The organism is Rhodococcus sp. PBTS 1 (assembly GCF_001620025.1).
Taxonomy (GTDB): Bacteria; Actinomycetota; Actinomycetes; order Mycobacteriales; family Mycobacteriaceae; genus Rhodococcoides; species Rhodococcoides kroppenstedtii.
On the sequence record NZ_CP015219.1, the window covers coordinates 2,306,318 to 2,327,920 of the forward strand.

Genomic DNA, 21,603 nt, shown 5'->3' on the forward strand with positions numbered 1-21,603 from the left:
TGACCGCGGGTCGGCCGCTACTGCGGGTCGAGAATCCGGGTGAGGAACCGCTGCGTTCGTTCCTGCGTCGGGTGGTCGAGCACCTGCTCGGCGCTCCCCCGCTCGGCCACCACCCCGCCGTCGAGAAAGAGGACCTGATCGGCCACCTGCCGAGCGAAGCGGATCTCGTGGGTGACCACCACCATGGTCCAGCCCTCGCTCGCAAGCTGCTTCATCACCGCGAGCACCTCGCCGACCAGTTCCGGATCCAGGGCCGACGTCGGCTCGTCGAACAACACGATCTCCGGGTGCAGCGCGAGCGCCCGCGCGATCCCGACGCGCTGCTGTTGGCCCCCGGAGAGCTGGAACGGGAAGCGGTCCTCGGTGCCCGCAAGTCCGACACGGTCCAGCAGCTCCCTCGCCTCGCGTTCGGCCGCGGCGCGGGCATGCCCCTGCACCACCACCGGCCCCTCGGTCACGTTCTGGAGGACGGTGCGGTGCGGGAACAGGTTGTGGTTCTGGAAGACCATGCCGCTCTGCGCTCGCAGTCGCGCGATCGCCCGACGGGCCTCGCCCCGACCCGACGGCAACGCGCCGAAATCGACGGCCGCGTCCCCGATGCGCACCTGCCCCGCATCCGGGGCGTCGAGTGCGTTGAGACCGCGGAGCAACGTCGTCTTGCCCGATCCCGACGGGCCGATGACGACGGTGACGCACCCGCGCTCGGCGGTGAAGTCGATGCCGTCCAGGACGGTGCGGTTACCGAACGCGCGTCGCAGTCCGGTCACCTCGATCAACGGTGATGTCATCGCGCCACGTACCTGTCCAGTCGGGTCTCGAGCCTGCCCTGCACGAACGACAGGGCGATGCAGATCGCCCAGTAGTACAGCGCGGCAACGGAATACAGAGCGAAGAAGTCGAACGTCGGCGCTGCCGCCAGCTGCGCCGTACGGAGTAGTTCGGTCACGAGGATGGTCGACGCGAGCGAGGTGTCCTTCACCAGCGAGATCAGCGTGTTCGACAGCGGCGGCACGGCGGTCCGCAGTGCCTGCGGCAGCACGATCCGCTGCAGGGTCGTGCGGTAGCCCATGCCGATGGTCTGCGCGGCTTCCCACTGCCCCTTGGGAACCGAGAGGATCGCCGCGCGGATGATCTCCGCGGCGTATCCGCCCACGTTGATGCTGAACGCGACGACGGCCGCGGGGAACGGGGAGATGACGACGCCGAACTGGGGCAGCGCGTAGAACACGATGAACAGCTGCAGCAGCAGCGGCGTGCCGCGCACGATCGAGACGTAGAACCGGGCCGCCAGGGCGAGCGGCCGGATGGACGAGATGCGCGCCAGCGCGACGGCCAACGCGATCGCCAGACCGATCACGAAGCTGATCGCGGTGAGCGGCAGCGTCATCGTGACCGTCGCCTTCAGCATCGGTACGAGGTTGCGTGCGATCAGGTCGCCGGTCGAGGTACCGGACCCGCCGCTCGCCTCCTCGGTCGCCGCGAACTCGGCCTCGTCCGGCACCGCGACGTCGGACCCGAAGTACTGCTCGGAGATCCGCGTCAGCGTGCCGTCGTCGTAGAGCCCCTGCAGGGCATCGTTCACGCGGTCCATCAGGCCGCTGTCCTTGCGTGCGGCGAAGGCCTGCAGGCTGGTGTCACCCGTCTGCGCGGCCACGGCGACGCCGGTGTCGCCGGTCTGCGCGAAGTACTCCGCGACGGCGAGGGAATCGTTGACGGTGGCGTCGACGCGTCCGTCCTTGACCAGTTGCACGGCCTGGACGAACCCTTCGACGGCCTCCACGCGGGCACCGGCGTCGGCCGCCACCTCCGCCCAGTTGCTCGTGGACGACTGCGCGGTGGTGCGCCCGGCCAGATCGGCGAGCGAGGTGATCGACGTGTCCCCCGTCCGCGCGAGGATCTCGCCCTCGGACACCGTGTAGGGCCGAGAGAGGTCGTAGCGTTCGCGACGCTCGTCGTTGATCGTCACCTGGTTGGCGATCAGGTCGAAGCGGCCACTCTGGAGGCCGGCGAAGATGGAGTCGAACGGGGTCTGGACGAAGTCCACCCGCACGCCGAGCCGCTCGCCGACCGCCCGCACGACGTCCACGTCGTATCCGGTGAGCTGCCCGTCGTCGCCCTGGAAGCTGAAGGGGCTGTACGTGCCCTCGGTGCCGACGACGAGGACCCCGTCGTCGAGATCGGATGCACCGGTGCCCGACGAGCAGCCGGCCACCCCGAGAAGAGCGAGCACGCCGACGAGCGCGGCGAGCACCGCGCCGACGCGCCGCCTCCCGCCGGTCATCCGATCCGATCCAGGATCAGCCGGCGCTCCTGTGCGGACCCGTCCTCGACGGTCCAGCCGCCCGTGAGCGCGTCCAGCGCACGGTCGAACCGCTCGGGCGTGTCGGTGCACAGCGTGAGCAGCGGCTGACCCGCCGTGACGGTGTCACCGAGGGCGGCGTGCCACCGCACGCCCGCACCCGCCTGGACCGGTTGGCCCTGCCGTTCGCGTCCGGCTCCGAGCCGCCACGCCGCGATCCCGACGGCGCGGGCGTCGAGACGCGTGAGCACTCCCGAGCGCTCCGCCGTGACCTCGTGGGTGTGGCGCGCGACGGGAAGCGCGGCGTCGGGGTCACCGCCCTGCGCGGCGATCATCGCGCGCCAGCGGTCCATCGCGGTGCCGTCGGCCAACTTGTCGGCCGGATCGACGTCGAGCCCCGCCGCGGCGACCATCTCGCGGGCGAGGGCGAGGGTCAGCTCGACCACGTCCGCCGGGCCGCCGCCGGCGAGCACCTCCACCGATTCCTCGACCTCGAGGGCGTTGCCCGCGGTGCGACCGAGCGGGGTGTTCATGTCCGTCACCAGGGCGACGGTCCGAACACCGGCGTCGGTACCGAGGTCGACCATCGTGCGCGCGAGTTCCTGCGCGTCGCCGAGGGTGGACATGAACGCCCCGGAGCCGCACTTGACGTCGAGGACCAGCGCACCGGTGCCCTCGGCGATCTTCTTGCTCATGATCGACGCCGCGATCATGGGGATCGACTCGACGGTGGCCGTCACGTCACGCAGGGCGTAGAGCTTCTTGTCCGCGGGAGCGAGGTCGGCTCCGGCCGCGCAGACGACGGCCCCGACGGCCGGGTCGTCGAGGATGCGCGTCATCTCGTCGGCGGTGAGGTCGGCGCGCCAGCCGGGAATCGATTCGAGCTTGTCCAGCGTCCCGCCCGTGTAGCCGAGGCCGCGGCCGGACAGCTGCGGGACGGCCGCGCCGCACGCGGCGACCAGCGGCGCCAGCGGCAGGGTGATCTTGTCTCCGATGCCGCCGGTCGAGTGTTTGTCGACGGTGGGACGCGCGAGCGTCGAGAAGTCCATGCGGCGACCGGACGCGATCATGGCCGCCGTCCAGTCCGCGATCTCGCGGCGGTTCATGCCGCGCAGCAGGATCGCCATGGTGAGGGCGGACATCTGCTCGTCGGCGACCTCGCCGCGGGTGTAGGCGTCGACCATCCAGGCGATCTGGTCCGAATCGAGGGTGTTGCCGTCGCGCTTGGCCGCGATGACGGACACGGCGTCAGCCATGCTGCACCGCCCGGGGGGTCGAGGCGGCGGTGTGGGCCTGGCCCGTCGCGAGATCGTCGGGACCGAACGCATCGGGGAGGAGGTCACCCAATGGCCGAGGCCCGGACGTGGTGTCGACGATCAGCTCGGCGCCCCCGAACTCGAACAGCAGCTGCCGACACCGTCCGCACGGCAGCAGAATCTCCCCGCGCGCATCGCAACACGCGAACGCCACCAGTCGACCGCCGCCCGACGCATTCAGCGCCGACACCAGTCCGCACTCTGCGCAGAGCCCCAGACCGTATGAGACATTTTCCACATTGCACCCGGTCACCACCCGGCCGTCGTCCACCAGGGCGGCCGCTCCGACGGGGTAGTTCGAATACGGCGCGTAGGCGTGACTCATGGCGTCACGAGCACTGTCTCGCAAGGATTTCCAGTCGATGTCCTGCACGATCGCCGATCCTGTCACGTCCCGCCGCCCACCGCAGGCACTCCCGACGAGCCGACCTGCGAATTGGACAGGCAAACCTAACTTCTCGAGCGGCGCGAAACGTGAACGCGAGGCGAATTGGTTCCCGCTCCGAGAAGGGGATTAGAGTCGTTCTCAGTCGTTTCACATACACGATCGAGCTGGATATTTCCGGTGCCCACGGGGAGTCTGCGCTCGTCGCGTCCATCACCGATGTTGGAGGCACTGCACTCGATGGCTACCACGACCGAGACCGCGCCCGCGCGGGAGCGCACGCGGTCTCTCTACCGCGGAGATCCGGGCATGTGGTCCTGGGTTCTGCACCGGATCACCGGCGTCGTCACGTTCTTCTTCTTGTTCGTCCACGTGCTCGACACCGCCCTCGTGCGGGTCGATCCGCAGGCCTACAACGAGGTGATCGACACCTACAAGACGCCCATCGTCGGCCTGATGGAGCTGGGCCTGCTGGCCGCCGTGCTCTACCACGCGTTGAACGGCATCCGCGTCATGCTCGTCGACTTCTGGTCGAAGGGCACCCAGTACCAGCGCCTGATGCTGTGGATCATCCTCGGCCTCTGGTTCGTGCTGATGGTTCCCGCCGCCGGCCGCATCCTCTACAACACCTTCACCGGGGGGCACTGACCATGGCGACCACCGACGCCGGTTCCGCGCGCGCCATCACGCTGGGGACGTCTCACGACCGGCCCGCCGGCCTGGACAACCCCCGCTCGCCGCGCCGGAAGAACCGCGGCAACTTCGAGCTCTACGCCTGGCTGTTCATGCGCTTCTCCGGCCTGGCCCTGGTGATCCTCGTCCTCGGGCACATGTCGATCATGCTGCTGCTCGACGACGGTGTGCACCGCATCAACTTCGCCTTCGTGGCCGGCCGCTGGGCCAGCCCCTTCTGGCAGGTGTGGGACCTGACCATGCTGTGGCTCGCGCAGCTGCACGGCGGCAACGGACTGCGCACGGTCATCAACGACTACTCCCGCAAGGACTCCACCCGGTTCTGGCTGACGACGCTGCTGGTGCTGTCCATGATCCTGATCATGGGCCTGGGCACCTACGTGATCTTCACCTTCGACCCCAACATCTCCGCAGGCTAAGGGGGCAGGCAGATGCAGGAACATCGTTACGACGTACTGATCGTCGGTGCCGGTGGTGCGGGTATGCGCGCCGCCATCGAGGCCGGGCCGCGCGCCCGCACCGCGGTGCTGACCAAGCTCTACCCCACCCGCAGCCACACCGGCGCGGCGCAGGGCGGCATGTGTGCCGCCCTCGCCAACGTCGAGGAGGACAACTGGGAGTGGCACACGTTCGACACCGTCAAGGGCGGTGACTACCTGGTCGACCAGGACGCCGCCGAGATCATGGCCAAGGAGGCCATCGACGCGGTGCTCGACCTCGAGAAGATGGGGCTGCCGTTCAACCGCACCCCCGAGGGCAAGATCGACCAGCGTCGCTTCGGCGGTCACACCCGTGACCACGGCAAGGCGCCCGTGCGTCGTGCGTGTTACGCCGCGGACCGCACCGGCCACATGATCCTGCAGACGCTGTACCAGCAGTGCGTCAAGCACGACGTGGAGTTCTTCAACGAGTTCTACGCCCTCGACATCGCGCTGACGGAGACCGAGAACGGTCCCGTCGCCACCGGCGTCATCGCCTACGAGTTGGCCACCGGCGAGATCCACGTCTTCCACGCCAAGTCCATCGTCTTCGCGACGGGCGGGTCGGGACGCATCTACAAGACCACGTCCAACGCGCACACCCTCACCGGTGACGGCATGTCCATCATCTTCCGCAAGGGTCTGCCGCTCGAGGACATGGAGTTCCACCAGTTCCATCCGACGGGTCTGGCGGGCCTGGGCATCCTCATCTCCGAGGCGGTCCGCGGCGAGGGCGGCATCCTCCGCAACGCGGACGGCGAGCGCTTCATGGAGCGCTACGCGCCCACCATCAAGGACCTCGCGCCCCGCGACATCGTCGCCCGCTCGATGGTTCTCGAGGTCCTCGAGGGTCGCGGCGCCGGCCCCAACAAGGACTACGTCTACATCGACGTCACGCACCTCGGCGAGGACGTGCTCGAGGAAAAGCTCCCCGACATCACCGAGTTCTCGCGCACCTACCTCGGTGTCGATCCGGTGACGGAGCTCGTCCCGGTGTACCCGACGTGCCACTACGTCATGGGCGGTATCCCCACCAAGATCCGTGGTGAGGTCCTGCGCAACAACGACGACATCGTCCCCGGCCTCTACGCCGCCGGCGAGTGCGCGTGCGTGTCGGTGCACGGGTCCAACCGACTGGGCACCAACTCCCTTCTCGACATCAACGTGTTCGGCCGTCGCGCCGGCATCGCGGCCGCCGAGTACGCCAACTCCACCGAGTTCGTCCCGCTCCCGGAGGAGCCGGCGAAGATGGTGCAGGAGTGGCTCGAGCTGATCCTGTCCGATCACGGACACGAGAAGGTCGCCACCATCCGGACCGAGCTCCAACAGTCGATGGACAACAACGCGTCCGTGTTCCGCACGGAGGACACGCTCAAGCAGGCCCTAACGGACATCCAGGGTCTCAAGGAGCGGTACGGCCGAATCACGGTGCAGGACAAGGGCAAGCGCTACAACAGCGATCTGCTCGAGGCCATCGAGCTCGGCTTCCTCCTCGAGATGGCCGAGGTCACCGTCGCCGGTGCGCTCAACCGCAAGGAGACCCGCGGCGGACACGCCCGCGAGGACTACCCGGAGCGCGACGACGTGAACTACATGCGCCACACCATGGCCTACAAGGTGGGCGACGGGCTGCTGTCGGACATCCGCCTCGACTGGAAGCCCGTGGTGCAGACCCGTTACGAACCGATGGAGCGTAAGTACTGATGAGCGCACCCGCTATCGACAAGAGCGAAGACCAGAGCGACCTGCCGGAGGTGCCGGAAGGCGCCGTCATGGTCACCCTGAAGATCGCTCGCTTCAACCCCGAGAACGATCTCGGTGCGCACTGGGACAGCTTCCAGGTCCCGACGCTGCCGACGGACCGGTTGCTCAACCTCATGCTGTACGTGAAGAGCTACCTGGACGGCACGCTGTCCTTCCGTCGCTCCTGCGCGCACGGCGTGTGCGGCTCGGACGCCATGCGCGTCAACGGTGTGAACCGCTTGGCGTGCAAGGTGCTCATGCGCGACATGCTGCCGAAGGACAAGTCGAAGACGCTGACCATCACGGTCGAGCCGATCCGCGGTCTGCCGGTGGAGAAGGACCTCATCGTCGACATGGAGCCCTTCTTCGACGCGTACCGCGCCGTGAAGCCGTACCTGATGGTGTCGGGCAACGAGCCCACCCGTGAGCGCATCCAGTCGGCCGCCGACCGCGCGCGCTTCGACGACACCACCAAGTGCATCCTGTGTGCGTGCTGCACCACCTCGTGCCCTGTGTACTGGTCGGACGGCAGCTACTTCGGTCCCGCCGCGATCGTCAACGCACACCGGTTCATCTTCGACAGCCGTGACGAGGGTGCTCCGGAACGTCTCGACATCCTCAACGACGTCGAGGGCGTGTGGCGCTGCCGCACCACGTTCAACTGCACCGACGCCTGCCCTCGCGGCATCCAGGTGACCAAGGCGATCCAGGAGGTCAAGCGCGCGTTGCTCTTCGCTCGCTGACCCTCCCGCTCCACCCACGAAGCCCGCCCCTGCCACCGCAGGGGCGGGCTTCGTGTCTCTCAGACGAACGCCGAATAGCCGGTCACTCCTCGACCGACGATCAGGTTGTTCATCTGGGACGTGCCCTCGTACGAGTAGACGGCCTCCGCGTCGGCGAAGAAGCGAATCACGTCGTAGTCGAGAACGATGCCGTTGCCGCCGAGGATCTCTCGTGCCCAGCCGACCACCTCGCGCAGGCGGGTGGTGCAGTAGGCCTTGGATAGGGCCGCGTGCTCGTCGTGCCGCACCCCGGAGTCCTGGAGTTGCGATACGCGCAGGGCCATTCCCAGACTGGCCGTGATGTTCCCGGCCATGCGGGCGACGAGGTCCGAGATCAGCTGGAACGACGCGATCGGGGCGCCGAACTGCTCGCGCTCACGGGCGTAGTCGACGGCCCGCTCGAACGCGCCGATCATGATGCCGACCGCGCCCCAGGCCACTCCCCCGCGAGTCAGCGAGAGCACCTTCGCGGTGTCGGCGAAGGAATTCGCGTTCTCCAGCTTGTCGGCGGCCGGGATGCGGCAGTCCTCGAAGTACAGGTCGGCGTTCTCCACCGCGCGCAGCGAGTACTTCCGTTCGATCTTCTCGGCACGGAAGCCGTCGGGAAATCCGTTCTCGCCCTTCTCGAGGACGAAGCCCTTCACTTCGCTGTCGGCCTCGTCCTTGGCGAAGACCACGATGAGATCGGCGAACGTGGCGTTGCCGATCCACCGCTTGCTGCCGTTCAGTACCCACTCGTCCCCGTCGCGGCGGGCGGTGGTCTCGAGACCGCCCGCGACGTCGGATCCGCCGCGGGGCTCGGAGAGGCCGAACGCGCCGATCTTCTCCATGCGCTTCATCGCCGGCAGCCAGCGATCCTTCTGCTCGTCCGAGCCGAGAATGGCGATGCTGCTCATCGCGAGCCCGCTGTGCACGGTGAACATCGTTCCGGTCGACGGGTCGACGCGGGAGAATTCCAGGGAGAGCCACCCGCTGAGGATCTTGCGGGACGCCGGGTTGCCGTCGAATTCGTAGTCCAGGCCAACGATGTCGAGATCGGCGAGGCGCGGCAGCAGGTGGCGGGGCGACTCCGCCTTCTCCCAGAACTCGTTGGCGCGGGGACGGACCTCGTCCTCGAGGAACCGGCGGGTGCGCAGGACGGCGGCGTTCTCCTCCTCGGTGAGCAGGCCCTGGTAGCCGTACAGGTCGGCTGCGAGGTAGTCCTTGTCCAACGGTCCGAGGGGCTCGTGAGTGCTCATGTCCACGGAGTACCCGCGGAGGCCTCTCACTAGCGGACCGGTTGGCCGCCCTCGCCCGACTCGTACTGCACGGCGACGGTCCGACCCGTGGTCATCGATTCGACCGCGGCGTCCGCGACCAGAGCGGCACGCAGTCCGTCGTGCGCGGTGGCCAACGACGACGGGCCGCCGCCGGCGACCGCGTCGACCCAGGCCTGGAGCTGAAGTCGGTACGCGTCGGCGTAGCGCGGGATCCAGTCCGGCGGGTACTCCACGCCGCGGCGCCGGTCGGAATCGACGACGACCCGCGCCGGCAGCGTGAGGGCCGCGGAGCCCGTCTCACCGACCACCTCGCAGCGCGTGTCGTAGCCGTAGCGGGCGTTGAGGAAGACCTCGACGGTCACCAGCACGTCGGATGCGGTGCGCAGCACCAGGATCTGCGGATCACGACGATCCGGCGAGTGCCGCGAGGACCGGCCGGCGAACCAGGTCACTTCGGTGATCGGCGAGTCCAGCAGCCACGGCAGCACGTCGAGCTCGTGGATGGCCGAATTGGTGATGGTCGCGGCCGAGTCACCGGGACCGGACTGCACGGTGCGCGAGATGCAGTGGGCGGTCAGCGGGGCCCCGAGCTCGCCGGACGTCACGAGTCGGCGCAGGTCCGTGTAGGACGGATCGAAGCGGCGCATGAAGCCGACCGAGACCAGTCCCCGGTCCCCCTCGGCGTCGACGACGCGGCGGCACTCGGCCGCCGTCGGCGCGAGCGGCTTCTCGCACAGCACCGGCTTCCCCGCGTCCAGGGCGGCGAGCACGAAGTCCCGGTGCGTGGAGTCGTGCGACGCGACGAGGACGGCATCCACGTCGTCGGCCGCGACGACCGCCCGGGCGTCGTCGACCGCACGCGCGGAACGCATCTCGCCGGCCACCGCCGCGGCGCGCTCGGCGTCGTGGTCGGCGACGACGGTGACGGCCGCCCCGCCGACGCGGCGGTCGAGATTCCGGGCGTGGTCGGCGCCCATGACACCGACCCCGATCACACCGACACGAAGAGTCATGGCGCAAGTATGACATCTTATTGTCCTGACAAATACGTTTCCGCGACCTACGCTTTCCACGACCGCACCCCTGCGCTCCACCGACCCGAGGACGATCGATGATCACGGCCCTCCCCGCCGCACGCGTTCCCGATCCGCGCGACGCCCCCACGATGCGGTGGGGCATCGTCGGGCCCGGATGGATCGCCGAGCGATTCGCCCGGTCGCTTCGCCGCTTCACCGATCAGCAGGTCACGGCGGTGGCGTCGCGCAGCCTGGACCGCGCGCAGGCCTTCGCCGGCCGTACCGGCATCGACACCGCGTACGGCAGCTACGACGAGCTGTACGCATCCGACGCCGTCGACATCGTCTACGTCGCCACACCCCACACCGAACACCGGTCGTGCGCCCTCGGCGCGATCGCCCGGGGCAAGCACGTGCTGGTCGAGAAGCCGCTCGCTCTCGACGCCGCCGGTGCCACCGACATCGCCGACGCCGCCGCGCGTGCCGGCGTCTTCGCCGGGGAGGCGATGTGGACACGCTTTCTCCCGAAGTTCGACGTGATCGATTCCGTGCTGTCCTCGGGGATGCTCGGACGGGTGGACACCGTGATCGCCGATCACGGCGAGCATTTCGGCCCCGATCACCGCATCTTCGACCCGACGTTGGCCGGCGGACCGCTGCTCGACCTCGGCACCTACGTGATCTCCCTCGCGTACACGGTGCTCGGTCCCCCGGCGACGGTGTCCGCCGTCGGGCTTCCGGCGAACGACGAGATCAACGGGCAGATCTCGGCACTGCTCACCGCCGAATCCGGCGCGCACGCCGTCCTCACCACGACCATGACGAGCACCACCCCCACCACCGCGTCCCTCTGCGGCACCGAGGCGACCCTGCACGTCCCCGGGCCGTTCTTCATGCCGGGGCCGTTCACGGTCACCGCGCACTCGGGGGCGAGCGTGACCTACGACGAAGCACCGGGCCTGCAGGTGGACGGGTTGCACTACGCGGCCGTGGACGCCTCCCGCGCGATCGCGGACGGGCGTCTGCAGTCGTCCGTCCACCCCCTCGCCGACGCCGTCGGCACCCTCGCCGTCCTGGACGAGCTGCGCACGCAGGTCGGGATCGAGTTCCCCGTCTCGAGGTGAACTCGAGGTGTTTTCGGTCTTGTGAGCGCGTCCGACACGGGCCACGCTGAAGTCATGACCTCCACCGCCCCCGCCCCCACTGCCGCCCGAGCCGGCCGACTCTCCGCAGCCGACTGCCGACTCGACGACTTCCGCGCCCTCGTCGAGCGCACCACCGACCTCGCGGACTACCCGTTCGCCGACGACACCGAGCGCGGCGTGCTCGTCTACGACGCCGCCCGCCTCCGCACCCGCATCACCGACGAGTCCACCCGCGCCGAGATTCAGGACGAGCTCGCCCACGCCCTTCTCGACGGCCCCGGCATCGTCGTGTTCCGTGGCGCGTTCACCGACGAGCACGCCCTCACCGACACCACGGCCTACTTCACCGACACCATCGCGCGTCAGCACGCCGAGGGCTTCGCCGGTGGCGATCACTTCGCGAAACCCGGTGCGAACGACCGCATCTGGTCGGCTCTGCAGAAGTTGGCCGTCGATCGACCCGACCTGTTCGCCCGGTACTACGCCAACGACGTCCTCGCCCTGGTGTCCGAGGCCTGGCTCGGCCCGATGTACCAGGTGACGTCGTCGATCAACGTGGTCAATCCCGGTGGCGCGGCACAGAATCCGCACCGCGACTACCACCTGGGGTTCATGTCCACCGAGACCGCTGCGGCGTTTCGGGCGCACGTGCACCGCCTCTCACCCGCCCTCACCCTCCAGGGTGCCGTGGCGCACTGCGCGATGCCGATCGAGTCCGGCCCCACCATGTACCTCCCGTACTCCCAGCAGTACGAGCCCGGGTACATCGCGTTCGGACTGCCCGAGTTCCGGGAATTCTTCGCGGACCACTACGTTCAGCTCCCGCTCGAGGCCGGCGACGCGGTGTTCTTCAACCCGGCGCTGTTCCACGCCGCCGGCCACAACACCTCCACCGACATCTTCCGCATGGCGAACCTGCTCCAGGTGTCCTCCGCCTTCGGCCGCGCGATCGACAGCGTCGACCGTGACGCGATGGTGTGCGCGCTCTACCCCGAACTGCAGGCCCTGGCCGCGGCCGGGCGCGACGACGACGTGCGTACGGTCGTGGCGGCGTCCGCGGAGGGCTACGCCTTCCCGACCAACCTCGACCTCGACCCGCCCGTGACCGGCATGGCCGGGGAGACCCAGGCCGAGCTGGTGCACCGGGCCCTGCGGGAGTCGATGTCCCCGGAGCGCTTCGTCGACGAGGTCCGCGCCCTCACGGCCCGGCACACGCCCTGATCGCTCGGACCGGCACCTCGATCCGGACCGCTCAGACCGGAACGTTGTAGGGCGTCACCACGTGCACCGGGGAGGACCCCGTGCGCACCCCCGTCACCGCGCCTGCCGCCTGCATCAACAATCGGCAGGCGCGGTGGACGTCCGCCCGGAGGTCGTGGTGCAACACCGCCGACAACGCCCCCTCGGCGAGCAGGCGTCGATTGTCGGTGTCGAGGTCGTGCGCCACGAACACCCGGCACGGACGGCCCGACCGGGCGAACGCACGAACCGTCGCGGCGTTGCCCCCACCGATGGAGTAGACGCCGGCCACCGCGGGATCGCGCTGGAGCGCCTGCGTCACCAGGTCCTCCACGGTCTCGTCCAACCCGCTGCTCTGCGCGATGTCGACCACGCGCCGTGGCGGTCGGTGCTCGGCGGCGGCGAGATCGCGCAGCGCGCGCCGGAACCCCGCTTCGCGCTCGCCCTCGGCGCGAAACGAATCGTGGCTGAGCGTCACCAGGACGGCGGCGTCCTCGTCCCCGCGCCCGAACCACCGGTCCACCAGGTAGCCGGCCGTCGCCCCGGCCGCCCGATCGTCGATCCCGACGTAGGCGACGCGCGCGCTGGTGGGAATGTCGGACACGTACGTGACGACGGGAATGCCCCCGGCGACGAGGTCGTCGACGGCCGCCGCCACCTCCGGCCGATCGGGCGCCTTGAGGATCACACCGTGCGATCCCCGACCACGAATGCCGGCGAGGGTCGCCACCGCGTCGTCCACCGACTCGGTTTCGCGAAAGTGGAAGCGAGCGCGTACGAGCGCCGGTGCGAGCGTGGGCAATTCGGCTTCGAGCGCCGCGCGGACCTCGGCGCAGAAGCGCTCCGGGGCCTGCATCACGATGTCGACGAAGAACTTCCGGCCGTTCAGGCGCAGTTGCGTGCGCTGCTTGTCGAGGTCCTCGACGGCCTGCTGCACCTCGGCGCGCGTGTCCTCGCGCACCCCCGGCCGACCGTGCAGGACGCGATCGACGGTGGCTTCGCTCAGCCCGGCCTGCTGAGCGATCTCGCGCACCTTGTAGCGATGAGCCACCGCAGTCTCCTCGAGGTGTTTTTGATGTGCTCTGCAGTGTTGTCTCGACTGCGCTCGACCGCAAGACTCGGACGGGTGCGAGATCTTCTGGCGGACCGGGTGGTCCTGGTGAGCGGCGGCACCGCCGGCGTGGGTGCGGCGGTGGTGCGGAGCGCGCTGGCGCACGGTGCGCGCGTGGCGTTCTCGGGGCGCCGCACCGACGTCGGCACGGCCCTCGAGGCCGAGCTGCGCGCATCCGGTCACGACGTCCTCTACGTCGAGGCGGACGTCGCCGATCCGATGCAGGCCCGCGCCTCGGTCGAGCGGACCGTGACGCACTTCGGACGCGTCGACTCGGTCTGCATCAGCGCCGGACTGACCAGCCGGGGATCGCTGCTCGACACCACGCCCGAGCTGTTCGATCAGCACATGGCCGTCAACCTGCGCGGACCGTTCTTCGTCATGCAGGCCGCCGTCCGCGACATGGTGCGTCGCGGCGCACCCGGCACCATTGTGTGCATCGGGTCGATCTCCGCGCGCGGCGGCCAGCCCTACCTCGCCCCGTACGTCGCCGCGAAGGCCGGGCTCGCCGGACTGACGAAGAACGCCGCGCACGCGCACCGGTTCGACCGCATTCGCATCAACACCCTCGACATCGGCTGGACCGAGACCGAGGGAGAAGCAGTGACGCAGAAGCAGTTCCACGACGCGCCGGACGACTGGGCCGAGCAGGCCGCCGCGCGGCAGCCGATGGGTACCCTCGGGCGCCCCGAGGAGATCGCCGACGCCGTCGTCTTCCTGCTCTCGCCGCGCAGCGGCGTGGTCACCGGTTCGGTGATCGAGTGGGACCAGCAGGTCGTCGGGGGTCAGGACTGATGGGCGCACGTCTCGGCGTCGTCGGCCTCGGCCGAATCGGCGCGTTCCACTGCGACACGCTCGCGGCGCTCGACGGGGTGTCCTCGCTCGTGGTGCTCGACGATCGTCCGGACGTCACCGCGTCCGTCGCGGACCGACACGGCGCCACCGCGGTCACCACGCTCGACGACCTGCTGAGCGCCGGCGTCGACGGGGTGGTGATCGCCGCGGCGACCCCCGCCCACGCGTCGGTTCTGCTCACCGCCGTCGACGCGGGAGTACCCGTCTTCTGCGAGAAGCCATTGGCGTCCACGGCGGTCGAGAGCGCCGCCGTGGTGGCGGGACTCGCGGGCTCCGACGTCCCGGTGCAGATCGGGTTCAATCGTCGGTTCGATCCGGCCGTCGCCGCGGCGTATCGGGCCGTGCGGGCCGGGGACCTCGGCGCGCTGCACACCGTTCGCTCCACCACCCTCGACCCCGCACCGCCCCCGGCGGACTACATCGCGGCGTCGGGTGGCCTGTTCCGCGACTGCGCCGTGCACGACTTCGACACCGTCCGATGGATCGTCGGCCGTGAGGTCGTCTCGGTGTTCGCGGCGGGAACCGCGTCCGACGACCCCCGCTTCGTCGCCGCGGGCGACGTGCACACCGCGACCACCCTGCTCACGTTCGACGACGGCACCCTCGGCGTCGTGTCGAACTCCCGGTTCAACGGCCGCGGCTACGACTGTCGGCTCGAAGTGCACGGACGCGCCGACACCGTCGTCGCCGGGTGGGACGACGCCGCGCCCGTCCGCAATCTCGATCCCGCACACGGCGATCGGGGACCACACCCGTTCCCGTCTGCGACACCGCACTCGTTCTTCATGGACCGGTTCGCCGAGTCCTACCGCGCCGAGCTCGCCGCGTTCCTCGACGTCGTCGCCGGCCGACGTCCGTCGCCCTGCACCCCTGCCGACGCGCTGGAGGTGGCCTGGATCGCGGAGGCCGCCGCCGCGTCGCTCCGTCGCTCTGCCCCCGTCACCCTGGAAGAGGTTCGATCATGACCGTTCGTATCGCCGGAGCACCCATCTCGTGGGGCGTCTGCGAGGTCCCCGGCTGGGGCCATCAGATCAGCGTCGACCGCGTGCTGCGCGAGATGCGCGAGGCGGGCCTGACTGCCACCGAGAACGGGCCCGACGGCTTCCTGCCGTCCGATCCGCAGGAGCTCGCGCGGACGCTCGCCTATCACGGTCTCACCTCCGTCGGCGGGTTCGCGCCGGTCCTCCTGCACGAGCGCGGCCACGATCCCGTACCCGGAATCTCCGGTCTGCTGGACGGGTTCGTCGCCGCGCACGCGGACGTGATCGTGCTCGCCGCGGTGAGCGGGCGCGACGGGTACGACGCGCGCCCGGAACTGACCGACGACGAGTGGACGACGTTGCTGCGCAACCTCGATCGCCTCGCCGCGGCCTCTGCGGAGCGCGGCATCCGGGCCGTCCTCCACCCGCACGTCGGCACCATGATCGAGCAGCGCGACGAGGTCCACCGCGTGCTCGACGGCTCCTCGATTCCCCTCTGCCTGGACACCGGGCACCTGATGATCGGCGGGACCGATCCCGCCGAGCTGGCCCGTCAGGCGTCGTCGCGCATCACGCACACGCACCTCAAGGACGTCGACGCAGCGCTCGCGGCGCGAGTGCAGGCCGGCGACCTGACCTACACCGACGCGGTGCAGGCCGGGATGTACACCCCGCTCGGGACGGGCGACGTCGGCATCGGCGGGGTGGTGGAGACGTTGCTGGACGCCGGGTACGACGGCTGGTTCGTCCTCGAGCAGGACACCATCCTGACCGACGATCCCGCCGACGACGCGGGGCCGGTGCTGGACGTGAAGGCCAGCGTCGCGTATCTGCGCTCGGTGACCGACGCCCGCGTCGTGACCGTGTGAGACCGTGACCGCATGAGGATCGGAATTCTGGGCGCCTCCCGCATCGCGGAGTCCGCGATCGTCGGACCGGCGCACGCCCTCGGGCACCGGCTGGTCACCGTCGCCGCGCGCGACCGGGCGCGGGCCGAGGAGTTCGCGCAGCAGCACGAGGTGGAGCGCGTGTCCGACGACTACGCCGCGGTGCTCGCCGATCCGGAGGTGGACCTCGTCTACAACCCCCTCGCCAACGCCCTGCACGCACCCTGGAACATCCGCGCTCTCGAGGCGGGCAAGACCGTTCTGACCGAGAAGCCGTTCGCCCGCAACGCCGCCGAGGCGCGCGAGGTCGCGGCGGTCGCCGAGCGGACGGGCGGGCGGATCGTCGAGGCGTTCCACTACCTCTTCCACCCGGTGACCCAGCGAGTGTTCGAGATCGCCCGGTCCGGCGAACTCGGCGACCTCACCGGGGTCGAGGTGATCATGGCGATGCCGGAGCCCGACGCCCGGGACCCGCGATGGTCGCTCGAACTCGCGGGCGGGGCGATCATGGACCTCGGGTGCTACGGGCTGCACGTGTGCCGCATGTTGGCCGACGCGGCCGGCGCCGGCGGCGTACCGCGCGTGGTGTCGGCGCAGGCCGAGGAACGCGACCCGGGTGTCGATGCGGCCACCACGATCGACCTCGAGTTCCCCAGCGGCGTCCCGGCCCGCAGCGTCAACTCGATGGTGCATCCGCGTTTCGAGTTCACGATGCGGCTGCTGTTCGCCGCCGGCGAGGTCTTCGCGCACGACTTCATCCGCCCGAACCTCGACGGGCGGGTGTCGGTCACCGACTCCTCCGGCGTCCACGTCGAACGCCTCGACACCCGGCCGACGTACCTCTACCAACTGGACGCTCTCGCAGCACATCTGGAGACCGGGGCGCCCTATCCTCTGGACGTCGACGACGCCGTGGCCACCATGGACCTCGTCGACGACGCCTACCGGGCGGCAGGACTCGCTCCGCGCTGACCGCCGAACGACGAACGCCCCGCACCGGATTCGGTGTGGGGCGTTCGCCGGCGTCGGTCCGCCGGGGTCAGCGGCGCAGTTCGTGCGTGAGCGTCTCGAGCTCGTCGCCGCCGGCCATCTCCTTGGTCAGGTCGTCGAGGCTGATCTCGTCGTAGGTGCAGTCGAGCTTCTGCCGACCGCGGTTGAGCAGAACGAAGTGATCGCCGACCATGTACGCGTGGTGCGGGTTGTGGGTGATGAACACGACGCCGAAGCCCTGTTCCTTGGCCGCCGAGATGTACCGGAGCACCATGCCCGACTGCTTGACGCCCAGGGCGGCGGTGGGCTCGTCGAGGATCAGCACGCGAGCGCCGAAGAAGATGGCGCGGGCGATCGCCACACACTGACGCTGACCACCCGACAGAGACCCGATGGGGGCGTCGACGTCGGGCAGGTCGATGCCCATCTTGTGCAGTTCTTCCTTGGTGGTGGCGCGCATGGCTGCGGCGTCGAGGGCGCGGAACGGGCCCTTGCGCAGCTCCTGGCCGAGAAAGAAGTTGCGCCACACCGGCATCAGCGAGACCACGGCGAGGTCCTGGTACACCGTCGCGATGCCCTTGTTCAACGCGTCCTTCGGCGAGTCGAACCGGGTCTCCTCACCGTCGACGAGCAGCTGCCCTTCGCTCTGCTGGTGCAGTCCGGCCATGATCTTGATGAGGGTGGACTTGCCGGCGCCGTTGTCGCCGAGGACACCGGTGACCTCGCCGGCGCCGACGCGGAGGTTGATGCCGGACAGGGCGATGATGTTGCCGTAGGACTTGCCGACGTCCTTCAGCTCGATCAGGGGGGTCTTCCCGCCGCTGCCGTGATCCGACGGCTCCCGGGTGGGGGTTTCGGAGATGGTGGTCATCTTGGGTCACCTCTTGGCTGCGTAGGAGCGGAAGGAATTGTTGGCCACGACCGCGAACAGCAGCATCGCGCCGAGGAAGAACTTGAACCAGTCGGGGTTCCAGCCGGCGTAGACGATGCCCTGGTTGGTCATGCCGAAGATGAACGCACCGATCATGGCGCCGACGGTGGTGCCGAAACCGCCCGTGAGAAGGCAGCCACCGATCACCGCGGCGATGATGTAGAGGAACTCGTTGCCCACGCCCTGACCGGACTGCACGGTGTTGAAGGCGAACAGCAGGTGCATGCCGACGAACCAGGCGCAGAACGCGACGAACATGAACAGGCCGATCTTGACCTTGGTCACCGGGACGCCGATCGCCCGCGCGGAGTCCTGGTTGCCGCCGACGGCGAAGATCCAGTTTCCGATCCGCGTCTTCATCAGTACGAACGTCGAGATCAGGGTGAACAGCACCCACCACAGGACGGTCACGCGGATGGAGACACCGCCGATGGTGAACGACGAGGCGAAGACGGCCTTGGCGGAGTCGAAGCCCTGCATGTTCGAGATCGACTGCGTGGCCACCTGTCCCGTGACGAGCTTGGTCACGGCGAGGTTGATGCCGGTGAGCATGAGGAAGGTCGAGAGGGTGATGAGGAAGGACGGGATCTTCGTCTTCATCACCAGGTAGCCGTTGAGGAATCCGACGCCGAGGGCCAGGCCGAGGGCGAGGAGCGATCCCAGCCAGACGTTGAGGTGCAGGTTGTAGGCCAGCATCGAGGCGGCGATGGACGAGAAGGTCACGGCCACACCGGTGGAGAGGTCGAACTCGCCGCCGATCATCAGCAGGGAGACGCCGATGGCCATGATGCCGATCGTGGAGGAGGCGTACAGCACCGTGGCCAGGGCCTCCGGCGACCGGAACGGTGGGGCCACGATCGCGAAGAAGACGAAGATGATGATCGCGCCGAACAGGGCGCCGATTTCGGGACGAACGAGCAAGCGCTGGAACGGCTTCTGCTTCCGCACGCGCTCGTCGGTCACGACGGTGTGTTTCGACAGATCCAGATCGGCCTGGGTGGTCATGGGAGGTCCTTCCGTGCTGGGCGACACCCGGCGGCGACGAGGGTCTGCCGCCGGGTGTCGGGTATCAGCGAGTGCCGTTCCGGGCGTACTCGGCGACGGCGTCGATGTTGGAGGAATCGATGAACGCGGGGCCGGTCAGAACCGGGGTGCCGCCACCGATGGTGTTGCCGTTGTTCAGGTAGAGCCAGAGCGAGTCGACGGCGAGGTAGCCCTGGAGGTAGGGCTGCTGGTCGACGGCCCAGGCCACGTCACCGGCTTCGATGGCGTCGACCAGGGCGGAGTTGGTGTCGAAGGTGACGACGGTGGCGTTGCTGCCGGCGTTGGCCTTGGACTGCACCGCGGTGAGCGCGATCGGGGCGCCGAGGGCGACCACGTGGTCGATGGACGGATCCTGCTGCAACTTGGCGGTGATGGTCGCCTCGACGGACGGCATGTCCTTGCTGTTGACGTTGAGGATCTCGGTGGAGCCGCCCGTGAAGCCCTGCGTCACACCGGCGCACCGGGATTCGAGCGCGACCTGGCCCTGCTCCTGGATGATGCAGAGGGTCTTCTTGGCACCCTCGGAGGTCAAGCGCTCACCCACGGCCCTGCCGGCGATGGTCTCGTCCTGACCGAAGTACTGGCCGACGCCCTGCGCCTTCCAGTCGTCGTACCCGGAGTTGAAGGCCACCACGGGGATTCCGGCGGCCTCGGCGGCCTGCACGGCCGGCGCCATGGCGTCGGGCTTGGCCAGGGTGACCGCGATGCCGTCGACGTCGGAGTCGATCGCGCTCTGGACCAGGTTGGCCTGGTTGGGCGCCTCGGGGTCGGCCGAGTAGCGCAGCTCGATGTTGTCCTTCGCCGCGGCGGCTTCCGCACCCTTGCGGATGAGGTCCCAGAACGTGTCACCGGGAACCTCGTGGGTGATCATCGCGATGGTGGCGCGAGGGGTGTCGACGGTGCCGCCCCCACCCTCGCCGCCGCCACTGGATTCCGGTGCGCCCCCCGTGCTCGAGCACGCAGCGACGGACACGGCGACGACAGCGCCGAGCGCCAGTGCGGCACCCCGACGCCCGACGGCCCGGCCGCCACTGGTCGTACCCTGACGAACCTTCATTGATTGTCCTCTCGGAAAATGCGGGTCGGCTCGCTCGAGAGAAGGAGCCTGGCTCACTCGCCTGCAGTAGATGTAATACCGGTCACATCGGAATGTCAATACTTTGTTCGGACATTAGGACTGCAGCGGCTCACATGCGGGGAGCCGTCCAGGAGCCCGATTCGACCGACTCGACCATTGCGTCGAGGACCGCTGCACTGCGCACCGCGTCCTCGACGGTCGCCCCCAGCGGCCGACCGTCGTGAACGGACTGCAGGAAGTTGCGCGCCTCGATCACCTTGAGGTCGTCGTAACCCATCGCGGACGCCGACCCCGGCTGGAACGCGGCGTAGTCCCCCGCGCCCGGGCCGACGAACACCGTGGACATCGCCTGGTCCTGATAGGCGGTACCGCGGCCGACGACGAGCTCGTTCATCCGGCGAAAGTCCCACGTCACGGCGCCGGCCGTCCCGTGGATCTCGAAGCCGTACGCGTTCTGTTCGCCGACCGCGACGCGGCTGGCCTCGAGCGTCGCCCGCGCACCGGAGACCAGGCGCAGCTGCGCGCTCGCGTAGTCCTCGTTCTCGACCGGGCCCCGCTCACCGCCGCTGACGCGACTGTGACCGCTGGTCGCCCCGGTAGGCCGGGCGCGCTCGGGAACGAAGACCGCGGTGTCGGCGACCAGACTGCCGATGTCCCCGAGCAGGAACCACACGAGATCCGCTGCGTGCGAGGCGAGGTCGCCGAGCACACCGTTGCCTCCACGGGCACGCTCGAAGCGCCAACTCAGCGCGCCGTCCGGGTGCGCGGCGTAGTCGCTGAAGAACCGGAACCGCGCGTGGGTCACCGTGCCCAGCTCGCCCGCGGCGATCAACTCGCGCGCTCGGTCGACGGCCGGGGCGTTGCGATAGTTGAAGCCGACGGCAGTGCGCACGTTCGCGGCGGCGGCGGCCTCGGCCACCGCAGCGGCGTCGTCGCGGGTCAGACCGACGGGCTTCTCGATCCACAGATGCTTGCCCGCGCGAGCGACGGCGGTGCCGATCTCCCGGTGCAGGAAGTTCGGCGCCGTGACCGACACCGCCTCCACGTCGGGATCGGTGACGACGTCGCGCCAGTCGGTGGTGTGTCCGGCGAAGCCGAAGACCTCGGCGGCCTCGGCAGCACGGCCGGGCACGTCGTCGGCCACGGCGGCGAGGACCGGAGTCAGCGGCAGATCCGGGAAGTGGTGGCGCACTCGGGCGTAGGCCTGCGTGTGCACGCGACCCATCCAGCCGAAACCGATGACACCGACGCGAAGTGGACGAGAGGACATGGCAGGGAACACCTTTCGAGAAGTCGGGGACGGCCGAGCACAGGACGGTCCGGGCACGGCCGAGCACCCGTCGGGACACGACGGGGTGGATGCCGACCGCG

The 21,603-nt window shown here is 69.2% G+C and carries 21 protein-coding genes; 10 read left to right on the forward strand and 11 right to left on the reverse strand.

The window, feature by feature from the left end; genetic code table 11:
* Positions 1-17 precede the first annotated feature (17 nt).
* From A3Q40_RS10380 to A3Q40_RS10400, 4 genes are read right to left on the reverse strand one after another with little or no spacing between them, the layout of a single operon-like run.
* Positions 18-788 (reverse strand): amino acid ABC transporter ATP-binding protein, encoded by a 771-nt coding sequence (locus tag A3Q40_RS10380; protein WP_068102044.1) that lies wholly within the window; start codon positions 786-788, stop codon positions 18-20.
* The gene (locus tag A3Q40_RS19775) at positions 785-2,281 is read right to left on the reverse strand and encodes an ABC transporter permease subunit (protein WP_082833864.1); all 1,497 of its coding nucleotides are present in this window, start codon (positions 2,279-2,281) and stop codon (positions 785-787) included. The genes A3Q40_RS10380 and A3Q40_RS19775 overlap by 4 nt, the downstream gene beginning before the upstream one ends.
* Positions 2,278-3,555: a thymidine phosphorylase gene (locus A3Q40_RS10395; protein WP_068102046.1), complete on the reverse strand. Its 1,278-nt coding sequence runs from the start codon at positions 3,553-3,555 to the stop codon at positions 2,278-2,280. Before A3Q40_RS10395 ends, A3Q40_RS19775 begins: the two co-directional genes overlap by 4 nt.
* Positions 3,548-3,988, reverse strand: coding sequence for a cytidine deaminase (locus tag A3Q40_RS10400; protein WP_068105886.1), 441 nt, complete (start codon positions 3,986-3,988; stop codon positions 3,548-3,550). The genes A3Q40_RS10395 and A3Q40_RS10400 overlap by 8 nt, the downstream gene beginning before the upstream one ends.
* A gap of 252 nt (positions 3,989-4,240) precedes the next feature.
* Between A3Q40_RS10400 and sdhC the strand changes: the two genes are divergently transcribed.
* Genes sdhC through A3Q40_RS10420 form a run of 4 tightly spaced genes read left to right on the forward strand, consistent with a single transcriptional unit; the run spans position 4,241 to position 7,658 of the window.
* Positions 4,241-4,648 carry a succinate dehydrogenase, cytochrome b556 subunit gene (sdhC, locus tag A3Q40_RS10405; protein WP_068105887.1) on the forward strand — a complete coding sequence of 136 codons (408 nt, stop codon included), beginning with the start codon at positions 4,241-4,243 and terminating at the stop codon, positions 4,646-4,648.
* 2 nt (positions 4,649-4,650) lie between these two features.
* Complete coding sequence (locus A3Q40_RS10410) at positions 4,651-5,112, forward strand: succinate dehydrogenase hydrophobic membrane anchor subunit (protein WP_068102048.1); 462 nt, start codon at positions 4,651-4,653, stop codon at positions 5,110-5,112.
* Between the two features lie 12 nt (positions 5,113-5,124).
* Positions 5,125-6,876: a succinate dehydrogenase flavoprotein subunit gene (gene sdhA / locus A3Q40_RS10415; RefSeq protein ID WP_068102049.1), complete on the forward strand. Its 1,752-nt coding sequence runs from the start codon at positions 5,125-5,127 to the stop codon at positions 6,874-6,876.
* The gene (locus A3Q40_RS10420) at positions 6,876-7,658 is read left to right on the forward strand and encodes a succinate dehydrogenase iron-sulfur subunit (protein WP_068102051.1); all 783 of its coding nucleotides are present in this window, start codon (positions 6,876-6,878) and stop codon (positions 7,656-7,658) included. Before sdhA ends, A3Q40_RS10420 begins: the two co-directional genes overlap by 1 nt.
* A gap of 59 nt (positions 7,659-7,717) precedes the next feature.
* Here A3Q40_RS10420 and A3Q40_RS10425 read toward each other — a convergent pair whose 3' ends face one another.
* Positions 7,718-8,935: an acyl-CoA dehydrogenase family protein gene (locus A3Q40_RS10425; RefSeq protein ID WP_068105890.1), complete on the reverse strand. Its 1,218-nt coding sequence runs from the start codon at positions 8,933-8,935 to the stop codon at positions 7,718-7,720.
* 29 nt (positions 8,936-8,964) lie between these two features.
* Positions 8,965-9,969: a Gfo/Idh/MocA family protein gene (locus A3Q40_RS10430; protein ID WP_068102053.1), complete on the reverse strand. Its 1,005-nt coding sequence runs from the start codon at positions 9,967-9,969 to the stop codon at positions 8,965-8,967.
* A 98-nt stretch (positions 9,970-10,067) separates the two neighbouring features.
* Here A3Q40_RS10430 and A3Q40_RS10435 point away from each other — a divergent pair, with 98 nt between their 5' ends.
* Both A3Q40_RS10435 and A3Q40_RS10440 read left to right on the forward strand, forming a co-directional pair.
* Positions 10,068-11,096 carry a Gfo/Idh/MocA family protein gene (locus A3Q40_RS10435; protein ID WP_068102055.1) on the forward strand — a complete coding sequence of 343 codons (1,029 nt, stop codon included), beginning with the start codon at positions 10,068-10,070 and terminating at the stop codon, positions 11,094-11,096.
* A gap of 54 nt (positions 11,097-11,150) precedes the next feature.
* Positions 11,151-12,338 (forward strand): phytanoyl-CoA dioxygenase family protein, encoded by a 1,188-nt coding sequence (locus A3Q40_RS10440; protein ID WP_068102056.1) that lies wholly within the window; start codon positions 11,151-11,153, stop codon positions 12,336-12,338.
* Positions 12,339-12,369: 31 nt separating this feature from the next.
* On the opposite strand, the gene A3Q40_RS10445 is transcribed toward A3Q40_RS10440, so the two are convergent.
* A complete protein-coding gene (locus A3Q40_RS10445; RefSeq protein ID WP_068102058.1) occupies positions 12,370-13,407 on the reverse strand; it encodes a LacI family DNA-binding transcriptional regulator in 1,038 nt (345 codons plus the stop codon).
* A gap of 24 nt (positions 13,408-13,431) precedes the next feature.
* Here A3Q40_RS10445 and A3Q40_RS10450 point away from each other — a divergent pair, with 24 nt between their 5' ends.
* The 4 genes from A3Q40_RS10450 to A3Q40_RS10465 are packed head-to-tail and all read left to right on the forward strand — an operon-like array spanning position 13,432 to position 17,161.
* Positions 13,432-14,262: an SDR family oxidoreductase gene (locus A3Q40_RS10450; RefSeq protein WP_068102059.1), complete on the forward strand. Its 831-nt coding sequence runs from the start codon at positions 13,432-13,434 to the stop codon at positions 14,260-14,262.
* On the forward strand, positions 14,262-15,287 hold the full coding sequence (locus tag A3Q40_RS10455) for a Gfo/Idh/MocA family protein (protein WP_068102061.1): 1,026 nt from the start codon (positions 14,262-14,264) through the stop codon (positions 15,285-15,287). The genes A3Q40_RS10450 and A3Q40_RS10455 overlap by 1 nt, the downstream gene beginning before the upstream one ends.
* Positions 15,284-16,171, forward strand: a complete 888-nt coding sequence (locus A3Q40_RS10460) for a sugar phosphate isomerase/epimerase family protein (protein ID WP_068102063.1) — start codon at positions 15,284-15,286, stop codon at positions 16,169-16,171. Before A3Q40_RS10455 ends, A3Q40_RS10460 begins: the two co-directional genes overlap by 4 nt.
* A gap of 12 nt (positions 16,172-16,183) precedes the next feature.
* Positions 16,184-17,161 (forward strand): Gfo/Idh/MocA family protein, encoded by a 978-nt coding sequence (locus A3Q40_RS10465; protein WP_068102064.1) that lies wholly within the window; start codon positions 16,184-16,186, stop codon positions 17,159-17,161.
* A 67-nt stretch (positions 17,162-17,228) separates the two neighbouring features.
* On the opposite strand, the gene A3Q40_RS10470 is transcribed toward A3Q40_RS10465, so the two are convergent.
* The 4 genes from A3Q40_RS10470 to A3Q40_RS10485 form a co-directional block, all read right to left on the reverse strand.
* The gene (locus A3Q40_RS10470) at positions 17,229-18,050 is read right to left on the reverse strand and encodes an ATP-binding cassette domain-containing protein (protein WP_068102066.1); all 822 of its coding nucleotides are present in this window, start codon (positions 18,048-18,050) and stop codon (positions 17,229-17,231) included.
* 6 nt (positions 18,051-18,056) lie between these two features.
* On the reverse strand, positions 18,057-19,115 hold the full coding sequence (locus A3Q40_RS10475) for an ABC transporter permease (RefSeq protein ID WP_068102068.1): 1,059 nt from the start codon (positions 19,113-19,115) through the stop codon (positions 18,057-18,059).
* A gap of 64 nt (positions 19,116-19,179) precedes the next feature.
* Entirely contained in the window at positions 19,180-20,211 is a 1,032-nt protein-coding gene (locus A3Q40_RS10480; RefSeq protein WP_068102069.1) for a substrate-binding domain-containing protein, read from the reverse strand.
* 130 nt (positions 20,212-20,341) lie between these two features.
* Positions 20,342-21,502 (reverse strand): Gfo/Idh/MocA family protein, encoded by a 1,161-nt coding sequence (locus A3Q40_RS10485; RefSeq protein ID WP_068102071.1) that lies wholly within the window; start codon positions 21,500-21,502, stop codon positions 20,342-20,344.
* Between the last annotated feature and the right edge of the window lie 101 nt (positions 21,503-21,603).